Here is an 11,022-nt window from a genome sequence, read left to right on the forward strand (position 1 = left end):
ACCCGCGCCGGGACGTCGTCGATGTGAGCGAAACCGGTGTCCGGCGGCAGCGCGCCCCGCCATGCCGAGTCCATTGGGAATCCCGGGTCGACGTGACCGCCGCGGTCCATCGCACTCAAGCCCTTGGCGAGCGCGTCGCCACCTGCGCTCAGATCGGCCGGCCGCAGCCGGCCGGCCACCACCCGACTCGCCAGCACGTCGAAACCGGTTGCGACCCATGCCACCACCGAACCGCCCGCCCGCTCCCGCAAGCGGATTACCGCGGCGTCGTCGAGTCGCACCGCCCGTTCGACGAACGTGGCGAGGTCCTCGCGGTGGGTGGCGTCTTCGAGCCAGATGCCGCGCTCGGGACTGCTCATCGCAGATAGCGCCGTAGGTACTCTAATTGCGCAGGCGAAAGACGTTCCAGCCGCTGCTCTTTGATGTGCACTGTGGCCAGTTGAGTTTCGGCGATGACCGCCGGCCTGCCCTCCGCAGGCTTGTTCACCGAGCGCACCTCGTAGCCGATCGTGAAGTCGACGGCACGCACCCGCTTCGACCACATCGTCACCTGCAGCGGCGAATCCCTCAGCCGCAGTTGGCCCTTGTACAGGATCTTCACCTCGTGAATGAGCAAGCCGATCTCGTCGATGACATCCTCGAACGGTTCACGCAGGAACGGAATTCGCGCCTCTTCGAGAAGGGTGACCATGGTGGCGTGGTTGATGTGCTGGTACATGTCGATGTCCGACCAGCGCACGGGAACCGAGGCCACATACGCCCTGCTGTCCGCTCCTCGCGCGAGACGCTCATCGCTCACCCAGATGTCCCCGTTCCACTCGTTCGTGTCATGCTGCGGATCTGACGCGCCGCCACGGACAGCGTCGCAAGATCACGCTCGTCCGACTGGTAGATCTCGTTCAACGTGCGCCGCGCCCGCTGCACCCGAGAGCCGTTGGTCAGCTGCCACTCCTCGATCTTCTCCTCGCCGCGCTCCTCGGGCTCGCCGACGGCAAGGACATCGAAGCACAGCGACCGCAACGACCCGTAGATATCATCGCGAATAGCCAACCGCGCCAACGAATGCCAGCGATCATCGCGCGGAAGGCCTGACACCGCGGTCAGCAGCCCGTCGGTGCCCAGGTAGTCCATCAGCGCGAAGTACGTGTCGGCCACTTCCGCGGGCTCGCGGTCGACGATGTCGGCGATGTCGATGATGTCGAGCAGGCTGTACTGGTACAGACCCGACGCGACGATGTAGGCGAGCTCCTCCGGCACGCCGTGCGCGGAGAACTGCCCGACCTCCTTCTCGACGATCGCGCGGTCGTCGCCGCGCAACCACTCCCGCATGCGCGGTGTCAGCTCGGCCACCTTCTTGGCGAACCGGTTGATCTCGGCGCCGACCGCCAGCGGCTGCGGCCGGTAGTTCAACAGCCAGCGGCCGGCGCGGTCGATCTGACGACGCAGGTCCAGCGTCAACCGATCCGACACGTCCACTGTCACACCGGTCGCGCGGATCGCCCGCCACACTTCCTCGATGCGGAAAATCGCGTCGGTGGCGACGAACGACCGCACCGCGTCCACCGGCCCGACGCCCACGTCCTCCATCACCCGGTACACATACGAGATGCCCGCCGCGTCGACGATGTCGTTCACCAGCATCGTGGTGGTGATCTCGCGGCGCAGCTGGTGGGAACGGATCTCCGGCCCGAATTCGTCACGCAGGCGGGCCGGGAAGTAGCGCGGCAGCCGGGCGGCGAAAACCTCCTGATCAGGCAGGTCGCTGGCCAGCAGCTGATGCTTGAGGTCCAGTTTGACGTGCGCCATCAGCGTCGCGAGTTCCGGTGATGTCAAACCGATTCCGGCCTCGGCACGTCGACGGATCTCTTTCTCCGACGGAAGCGCCTCGAGCTCCCGGTTCATTCCGCGCTCGGCCTCGAGCTCCTTGATCTGGCGGGCGTGAACAGGCAGCATGCTGGCCGCGTTGGCGCGGCTGGTGCCCATCAAGTCGTTTTGGTCTTTGTTGTCGACGAGTACCAGCTCGCCCACTTCGTCGGTCATCGACAGCAGCAGGTTCGTCCGATCCCCGACAGCCACCTTGCCCATGGTCACCAGCGAGTCGATCAGAATCTTGATGTTGACTTCATGGTCGGAGCAGTCGACGCCGGCGGAGTTGTCCAACGCGTCGGTGTTGATATGACCGCCAGCGAGGTCGAACTCGACGCGCCCCAGCGGTGTGACGCCGAGGTTGCCGCCCTCGCCGATCACCTTGGCACGCACTTGATTGCCGTTGACCCGGATCATGTCGTTGGCGCGGTCGCCGACGTCGGCGTCGGACTCGGTTTCGGCCTTGATGTAGGTGCCGATGCCGCCGTTCCACAGCAAATCCACCGGTGCCTTCAGGATGCGGCGCAACAGGTCGGGCGGCGGCAGTTCCTCGACGTCGTTCTCGATGCCGAGGGTGGTGCGCACCTGCGGGCTGATCGGGATCGACTTCTGCTCGCGGCTGTACACCCCGCCGCCCTCGCTGATCAAGGACTTGTTGTAGTCGTCCCAGGTCGAACGCGGCAGCCCGAACATCCGCTTGCGCTCCTCCCACGACGTCGCCGCGTCGGGGTTCGGGTCGAGGAACACGTGTCGGTGGTCGAAGGCCGCGACCAGCCGAATGTGCTGGGACAGAAGCATTCCATTGCCGAACACGTCGCCGCTCATGTCGCCGACACCGACGACGGTGAAGTCCTCCGACTGGGTGTCGACGCCCATCTCGCGGAAGTGCCGTTTGACGCTCTCCCATGCGCCCTTGGCCGTGATGCCCATTTGTTTGTGGTCGTAGCCGACCGAACCGCCGGACGCGAATGCGTCGCCGAGCCAGAAGCCGTAGGACTTCGCCACCTCGTTGGCGATATCGGAGAACGTCGCCGTGCCCTTGTCCGCAGCCACCACGAGGTACGCGTCGTCGCCGTCGCGGCGCACGACATCTGCTGGCGTGACGACTTTTCCGGTGGTCTGGTCGACGTTGTCGGTCAGGTCGAGCAGGCCCGAGATGAACAGTTTGTAGCAGGCGATGCCGTCGTTTCGCTGCGTATCGCGATCGACGGCGGGATCTCCGGTGAGTGGTGTGGGCTGTTTGACGACAAAGCCGCCCTTGGCCCCGACGGGAACGATGACGGCGTTCTTCACGGCCTGCGCCTTGACCAGGCCGAGGATCTCGGTGCGGAAGTCTTCCTTGCGATCCGACCATCGCAGCCCGCCGCGGGCGACGAAGCCGAACCGCAGATGCACGCCTTCGACCCGGGGCGAGTAGACGAAGATCTCGAACATCGGCCGCGGCAGCGGCAGTTCGTCGATCAGCTGAGAGTTCAGCTTGAAGGAGAGCACATTCTGCGCGCGGGCGGAATCGTCGCGCCTGACAAAGTAGTTGGTGCGCAGTGTGGCCTGGATCATCGACGCGAAACCGCGCAGCACACGGTCGGTGTCCAAACTGGTCAGGGCGTCGATGTCGGCGGTCACCGAGGCTACGGCCGCCTGCGCGGCCTTCCGCTCGGGATCGGCGGCCGGGTCGAACAGGGCTTCGAAGAGCTCGACCAGCGAGCGCGACGTGCCCGGGTTGCCGTTGAGCACGTTCTCGATATGGGTCTGACTGTAGGGAAAACCCGCCTGCCGCAGGTACTTGGCGTACGCGCGGAGGATGGCGACCTGCCGCCACGACAGCCGTGCCCGCAGCACCAACTCGTTGAATCGGTCGATCTCAGCACGGCCGTGCCAGATCGCGGTGACCGCGTCGGCGAACCGCACCGCGGTCGCATCCCGCTCGGGCCCCTCGGGGTCCTCGGGGATGTCGTTGAGCACAGCGATCTTGAACTGGTAGATCCACACCTCCAGCCCGTCGGGCCGGGTGACGGTGAACGGCCGCTCCTCGAGCACGATCACGCCCATGGACTGCAGCATGGGCAGCAACTGGCTCAGCGAGGCGGACCGTCCGCCAAGATACCAAGTCAGCTGCGCCGCACCGTCGTTGACATCCCCTGTGGTGCTCCTCGCGTCCGCGCCGCCCTCGGAGAACAATAGCTTGACCGAATTGTCCTGCAGATCTTCGATGATCGCGATGTCGTTGATCGCGTCCTCGGGTGTGACGGCCTGCTTGTAGACCTCGGGAAAGGCTGTCGAATAGTGCTCGGCCTTGACCTGATCGATCGATCCCGTCTTGACCGCCCCGAGCAACCGGTCGCCCCACGTCCGCGCGGCCTCGGTCAGCAAGTCTTGGATGCGAGTCTCGTTCTGCAGCGAGACATCGACGCTCTGGCGACGGGATCCCCCGGGCATGCGAACGGTGAAATGGACCGTCGCCCAAGGAGATTCACTGACCCGGGCGGTGTATTCGATGCTCTCGCCACCCAGCTCGCGAACCAGGATGTCCTGCATCTCGAGCCTGACTGCGGTGGTGTACCGGTCTCGGGGTAGATAGACGAGGCAGGACACGAAATGCGCGAGCTGGTCGGCACGCAGGAACAGCAGCGTGCGCCGACGCGAGCCCAGGTCGACGACGGCCATCGCCATGTTCAGCAGCTCGCGTGCGGTCAGCGCAAAGAGCTCCGACCGCGGGATGGTCTGGATGATGTCGAGCAACAGTTGAGCCGGATGGCTGGGATCGCGCTGCGCCATCGCGATGGCTTCGCCGACTCGGCGAGAAATCAGCGGTATATCCATCACATTGGCGTTCATGGCCGCGACGGTGAACAGGCCAACGAAGCGGTGCTCGATCGCGTGATGGCCGGGGTGCTCGCGGACGACGACGATGTACGGGTAGGAGCCGTAACGCAGGAAGCTCGGAATGGTGGCCTGCGCCAGCACCAGCAAGTCGTCGCTGTCGGTCAGCTGCGGGAGGATCTCGTCGCGGAACCGAAGGATGCCGAGACGGCTCGACATGTCGACCGACGAATCCCCGTCGTGCACCGGACACCGCTGGTAGCCGAGCAGCACGAAATGGCCGTCGGCAAGCCAGCGCAGCAGCTCGGCGACGTCTTTGCGGTCGGCGCCAGGGAACCGCCCCTCCGGGTCGGTATCGATCTCGTTGGCGAGGCCAAGCAGCGTCCCGTTCAACGCGCGGGAGTCGAGCGCGACCTGGCGGGCATCCGCGAGCACGGCCGGCAGCAGCCGCTTGACCTCCGCGACCACCTTGGGGTCGGCGGAACTGGACAACTGGACGTGAATCCACGCCTCATCGATGGTGTCCTGCGAACTGGGAGCATTGGGCGCGGGCTGGATGTCGACCAGCTCACCGGTCGGACCGCGCCGCACCCGCAGGATCGGATTCATGATTGCCTTGTAGGCCGCCCCGAGCCGGTGCAGCAGGACGGTCACCGAGTCCATCAGCATCGTCGCGTAGTCGGTGACGATCTGAATCGCCGGACCGAACCCGCCCGGGTCGTCTTTGGCATAGAGCTCGACGAGCGTCTCCCCGACCTGCCGCCGCCTGCCCAGCTTGTAGTGCGCGGCCAGCAGATTCGGCGACATCAGATTGCCCGCCGCCGACATATCGACGGGGCCGGTGGTCGCCTCGGCGGTGGGAGCGTCGCCGTGCGGTCCGTGGTAGGTCGCGATGTAGGCTCTGGCGAGTTTGTCCAGGGTGGTCGGGGCGACCATCAGTTCGGTCTGCCCTTCGATAGCCCCCGCCCCTGGATTGACCGTCATGCCGCTCGCTCCTGACTCACCGCCGCACGCCGTCGTTGGCACGCAGTGGCGACACTAGTCGCGTGTCAGCCGGCGGTGGGTCACCCTGTGAGGACGGGCCGCATCGATACCGAGTCGTTCCACTTTGTTCTCTTCGTAAGCACCGAAGTTGCCCTCGAACCAGAACCACTTGGCTTCGTTGTCGTCGTCGCCCTCCCAGGCGAGGATGTGCGTGCAGGTGCGGTCGAGGAACCAACGGTCGTGGCTGATCACCACGGCGCAGCCGGGAAATTTCTCCAGTGCGTTCTCCAGCGAGCTCAGGGTCTCGATATCGAGGTCGTTGGTGGGCTCGTCGAGCAGAATGAGGTTTCCACCCACCTTGAGCGTGAGCGCCAAATTGAGCCGGTTGCGTTCACCGCCGGACAGCACGCCCGCCGGCTTCTGCTGGTCGGGACCTTTGAACCCGAACGCCGACACGTAGGCCCGCGACGGGATCTCTGTCTGGCCGACCTGGATGTAGTCCAGCTTGTCGGAGACGACCTCCCACACCGTCTTCTTCGGGTCGATGCCGCCGCGGCTCTGGTCGACGTAGCTGAGCCTGACGGTCTCGCCGACCTTGACTGTTCCGCTGTCGGGCTCTTCCAGGCCGACGATGGTTTTGAACAGGGTGGTCTTGCCGACGCCGTTGGGACCGATGACGCCCACGATGCCGTTGCGCGGCAGCGTGAAGGACAGGTCCTTGATCAACGGCCTACCGTCGTAGCCCTTGTCGAGGTGATCCACCTCCACAACGATGTTGCCAAGTCGCGGACCGACCGGAATCTGGATCTCCTCGAAGTCGAGCTTGCGCGTCTTCTCCGCCTCCGCGGCCATCTCCTCATACCGGCCGAGGCGGGCCTTGCTCTTGGCCTGCCGCGCCTTCGCGCCGGAACGCACCCAGGCGAGCTCTTCCTGCAGCCGCTTCTGCAGCTTGGCGTCCTTGCGGCCCTGGACGGCGACGCGCTCGGCCTTCTTCTCCAAGTACGTCGAGTAGTTGCCCTCGTACGGGTAGGCCCGGCCACGGTCGATCTCGAGGATCCATTCGGCGACGTTGTCCAGGAAATACCGGTCGTGCGTGACGGCCAGGATGGCGCCCTTGTACTCGGCGAGGTGCTGCTCGAGCCATTGGACGCTCTCGGCGTCGAGGTGGTTGGTGGGCTCGTCGAGCAGCAGCAGGTCGGGCTTGGACAGCAGCAGCTTGCACAGTGCCACGCGGCGCTTCTCGCCACCGGAAAGGTGCGTGACCGGTTCGTCGGGCGGCGGGCAGCGCAGCGCGTCCATCGCCTGCTCGAGCTGCGAGTCGATGTCCCAGGCGTCGGCGGCGTCCAGCTCCTCTTGAAGTACGCCCATCTCCTCCATCAGCTCGTCGGTGTAGTCCGTCGCCATCAGCTCGGCGACCTCGTTGTACCGATTGAGCTTGCCCTTGACCGCCACGCCCTCCTCGACGTTCTCGCGGACGGTCTTGGTCTCATCGAGCTGGGGTTCCTGCATCAGGATGCCGACCGTCGCGCCCGGCTGCAGGTAGGCATCGCCGTTGTTGGCCTGGTCCAGGCCGGCCATGATCCGCAGGACGCTCGACTTTCCCGCCCCGTTCGGACCGACGACGCCGATCTTCGCGCCTGGCAGGAAGTTCAAGGTGACGTCGTCAAGGATGACCTTGTCCCCGTGCGCCTTGCGGACCTTCCGCATCGTGTAGATGAATTCGGCCATGCCGTTGTAATGCCTCTCTGGTCTTGGAATTGCTCCCGAACCATCCTAGGCGTGAACAGTGGCCGTCCCGACCTCGCCGTCAGCGGCTGCGCCCTGCTCACGCCGGCACGGGCAGCACCTTTCCGCTGGTGGTGTCATCCGACTCGGCCTTCTCGGCGTTGCCGTCGGCCTCGTCGTTCTTGGCTTCCGCGGCATCGTCGCTGTTCGCACTCATGTTCTTCGGCCGGTCGATGTTCGCGATGCTTCGCGCCAGATCCGGTCCCACCGCGGTGGCCCGCACTTCCACCGACGACCGACGGTTGCCTTCGCGGTCGTCGTACTCGCTGGTGTGCACAAATCCGACGACGATGACCGGGTCGCCCTTCACCAGCGAGGCGCCCACGCCCTTCACCAGCCTGTTGCCCCAGCAGTTGACCGACACATACAGCGAGTTGCCGGGCTCCCAGTTGCCCTCGGCGGTGCGCCGCCGGGAATTGCTCGCCATCCGGAACTTGTAGACCGCCTGGTCGCCGACCCTCCGCAATATCGGATCCGTGATGATCGTGCCGACCACGCTGATTGGTGTCTCGAACATTTCTCGTCCTTTCGATTCATGTGGCTTACGCCGTACCTCCCATTGATCCGGTCGACGCCGACGCGTCGCGGTGGCGCGGCGTGTTCTCGGCTGCCGGTTGTGGACGAATCGCGGACTGTGGACGACAGCCGTAGGTTCAACTGCCATGACGGTGTGCATCACGCCGACGATCGGCACCAAGGTCTATGCACCGGACCTCGGGCAGGCGAACCGGGCCATGGCCGTACAAGCCGGCGAATCGAAAGACGTCTGCTGGCCCCCCGACGTGCGTTTCGCCGCGCCGCCCGAGCCAAGCATTGCGACTGCGGAAACGCTGCCAGGCACACTGCCCGACGGAGTCGACGCGCTGACCGTACCGACCTCGGCAGTCGTCGGCGACCCGCCCGGCCTATGCGCGGTGACGGTGGGCGACGTCACCGTGCTCGCCCGCCCGTTTGACGATGCCGTCGCGCTCGATGTCGCGGCGACAATCTCCAGAGATGAAGCACCACAAAGTGTTTGGCCACTGGCAGCCGCCGAGCACACGGAACTCGTCGTCTTCGGAGCGCACTTGCGCGGCGGCCCACTGGTTCACCAGCTCACCGATCTCGGCGCCCGCTGGGCCGGTGAGTTGACGACCGCGCCGCGCTACCGCATGACGGTCTTGTCGACCACGCCGCCCAAACCGGCCATCACGCTGGCGCCTGACGGCCTGACCGGTGCGCCGCTGTCCGGTCATCGATGGCTGCTCTCCCCCGCCGCTCTCGGTCGGTTTCTGGCCGCGTTGCCCGCGCCAATGCAACTCGGCAAGGTCGAATTCGACGACGGCACTTGGCGAACCGCGTTCGGCTGCGACGGTTCGGCCGCGACGGGCAAAGACGTCAGCTCGTACGGCAGCTGGCCCGCCGCGATCGCCGCGGGCGCCGTCTAGGTCGGCTTCCGCCACACCGAGACGTGGCGGGTGCTCTCGTGGCTGAAGGGCGTGCCGTCCCAGTCTTGCCATCGCTCGACGAGCACCAGACCGGCGATGCGTGCCATGAGGTCGAGTTCGGCCGGCCACACGTAGCGGAACGGAATGGACCAGAGCCGGACGTTGCCGTCGTCGTCGTCGACGTAGTTGGAGCACATCGACTGCGTCGCGCAGTCGTAGAGGTCGTAAGCCCAATACCTGTCGCCGACGTCGTACGGAACGGCGCGCTGCCCCGGCGGCAGAAGCCGCAGGGCGGGAACACCGACCTCGATCACGAAACTGCCACCAGGTACCAGATGTGCGGCGACGTTGACGAAGCAGGCGACTTGTTCGTCTTGAGTGGTCAGGTTGTTTATCGTGTTGAAGACCAGGTACGTCAACGAGAATTCCCCCGGCACGCGCGTGTCTGCGAAATTCCCGATCGTCACGTCGATCTCAGCGCCGCCCGGCTTGTCTCGCATGCGAGCGACCATCGCCTTCGACAAGTCGATGCCGTGCACGTCGACGCCGCGCTGAGCGAGCGGAAGCGCGATACGGCCAGTCCCGATTCCGAGTTCGAGCGCTCTCCCGTCACCGGCCAACTCAGCCAAAACGTCGGTGACGGCGGCGATGACGCTCTCGTCGTGCATCCCGGAGGTGTCGGCGTCGTAGTCGGCCGCGACCTCCTCACCGAAGTACCCGTCGTCCACGTCTAGAGCGCGTCCCGTTTGGCGAGTTGCGCCAGCATGGCGTTGTAGGCGGCCAGGTCCGCATCGTCGTCGCGGTCGGCGGCCCGGTCGAGTCGCTTGGCGGTGCGGCGGTCGCTGCGCGTCCACTGCACCAGGAGCGCGATCAGCACGATGACGAGCGGCACTTCGCCTGCCGCCCAGGCCAGTCCACCGCCCAGCCGCTGATCGCCGAGTAAGTCGGTGTGCCAGTACAGCTGCAGGGATTTGTAGAAGCTCTCCCCCAGCACACTTTTGGTGCTCATCAACACAACCCCGAAGAACGCGTGCAGCGGCAGCGATGCGAACACCATGGCTACCTTGCCCAGGGGCGGTATCGGGCGCGGTGTGGGGTCGACCCCGATGACGGCCCAGTAGAACAGGTATCCGGTAAGCAGGAAGTGCAGGTTCATCGCGACATGCGCCGCATGGTTGCCGACTGCGGCGTCGAAGATGCCGCCGAAATACAGGCCGTAGAAGCCGGCGACGAACAACCCCGTCGCGACAATCGGATTGGTGAAGAACCGCGACACCCGAGAATGCAGTGCGGCCAAGAGCCATTCGCGCGGTCCCGGCGGCTCGCCTCTGCCCGCGGCCGGCAGCGCGCGCAGTGCCAGCGTCACCGGCGCGCCGAGCACGAGCAGGATCGGCGTCAACATCGACAGCAGCATGTGGGCGGCCATGTGCATGCTGAACATCGCGGGCATGTACCGGCCGACACCCGACGACGTCGCGAACAACAACACCGAGCAGCCGAGCAGCCACGCCACGATCCGGCCCGTCGGCCACGCATCGCCGCGCCGGCGCAACCGTCGCACCCCGGCCAGGTACACCAGCGCCATCACGATCGCCGCGGTCCCGAAGATCAGGTCGAACCGCCCGTCGAACAGCACGCGGGCCACTGTCGGCGGTCCGGCGAAGTCGTAGCCGATCTCGATCGCCGGAATGGACGGATTGAAAATCGGCGGCGCTGGCGGAGGCGTCCGGCTCAGTGCCACCGCTACCCCGAAGGTGAGGCCGAAGACCACCGCCTCGGTGATCGCCAACCTGATCAGCGGCCCGCGCGCCTCCGGGTCGGCTTGCAGTGCAGCGACGCCGCTGCGCCGCTGCCGCCAGCCGATGACGCCGAGCGTGCACAGCGCAACGGCCTTGGCGAGGATCAACAGGCCATAGCCGCCGTCGAACAACTCGCTGGGCCGAATCCGCACCAGGGCGTTGACCACGCCACTGAGCGCCATCGCCACGAAGCACCATATTGCGACGGCCGAGAAGCGGCGCGCAGCGAGATCGGCGTGCCCGCCACGCCGCAGCGAGTGGACGAGGAGCGCCAGCAGACCGCCCGCCCACAGTGCGGCGGCGATCAGGTGGATCAGCAGGCTGTTGGTGGCCAGGTCGTG

7 protein-coding genes and 1 pseudogene are annotated in these 11,022 nt (G+C 65.9%); 1 reads left to right on the forward strand and 7 read right to left on the reverse strand.

From position 1 onward, the window contains the following. From QOC76_RS24430 to QOC76_RS24450, 5 genes are all read right to left on the reverse strand, one after another. On the reverse strand, positions 1-359 hold a 359-nt coding region (locus tag QOC76_RS24430; RefSeq protein ID WP_526361284.1), incomplete at its 3' end, for a DUF8010 domain-containing protein. Next, positions 356-799, reverse strand: a complete 444-nt coding sequence (locus tag QOC76_RS24435; protein ID WP_526361286.1) for an acyl-CoA thioesterase — start codon at positions 797-799, stop codon at positions 356-358. The genes QOC76_RS24435 and QOC76_RS24430, both read right to left, overlap by 4 nt. Further along, a complete protein-coding gene (locus QOC76_RS24440; protein ID WP_526361288.1) occupies positions 796-5,670 on the reverse strand; it encodes an NAD-glutamate dehydrogenase in 4,875 nt (1,624 codons plus the stop codon). The genes QOC76_RS24435 and QOC76_RS24440 overlap by 4 nt, the downstream gene beginning before the upstream one ends. 54 nt (positions 5,671-5,724) lie before the next feature. Further along, positions 5,725-7,398 carry an energy-dependent translational throttle protein EttA gene (gene ettA / locus QOC76_RS24445; RefSeq protein WP_526361290.1) on the reverse strand — a complete coding sequence of 558 codons (1,674 nt, stop codon included), beginning with the start codon at positions 7,396-7,398 and terminating at the stop codon, positions 5,725-5,727. A gap of 97 nt (positions 7,399-7,495) precedes the next feature. Then, entirely contained in the window at positions 7,496-7,972 is a 477-nt protein-coding gene (locus QOC76_RS24450) for a single-stranded DNA-binding protein (RefSeq protein WP_526361292.1), read from the reverse strand. Between the two features lie 334 nt (positions 7,973-8,306). On the opposite strand from QOC76_RS24450, the pseudogene QOC76_RS24455 reads away from it, so the two are divergent. Beyond that, a pseudogene (locus tag QOC76_RS24455) lies at positions 8,307-8,882 on the forward strand (allophanate hydrolase-related protein); the annotation flags it as partial. On the opposite strand, the gene QOC76_RS24460 reads toward QOC76_RS24455, so the two are convergent. Then, positions 8,879-9,610: a class I SAM-dependent DNA methyltransferase gene (locus QOC76_RS24460; protein ID WP_526361294.1), complete on the reverse strand. Its 732-nt coding sequence runs from the start codon at positions 9,608-9,610 to the stop codon at positions 8,879-8,881. The pseudogene QOC76_RS24455 and the gene QOC76_RS24460 sit on opposite strands and share 4 nt — an antisense overlap. 2 nt (positions 9,611-9,612) lie before the next feature. After that, the coding region (locus tag QOC76_RS24465; protein WP_526361296.1) for a bifunctional copper resistance protein CopD/cytochrome c oxidase assembly protein at positions 9,613-11,022 on the reverse strand (1,410 nt) is incomplete at its 5' end.

This window comes from Mycobacterium sp., assembly GCF_032159565.1.
Classification (GTDB): Bacteria; Actinomycetota; Actinomycetes; order Mycobacteriales; family Mycobacteriaceae; genus Mycobacterium.

Bases quoted from the DNA above. Each gene is read 5' to 3' on its own strand.
- ettA (WP_526361290.1), bottom strand. From the start codon at position 7,398: ATGGCCGAATTCATCTACACGATGCGGAAGGTCCGCAAGGCGCACGGG.
- QOC76_RS24450 (WP_526361292.1), bottom strand. From the start codon at position 7,972: ATGTTCGAGACACCAATCAGCGTGGTCGGCACGATCATCACGGATCCG.
- QOC76_RS24440 (WP_526361288.1), bottom strand. From the start codon at position 5,670: ATGACGGTCAATCCAGGGGCGGGGGCTATCGAAGGGCAGACCGAACTG.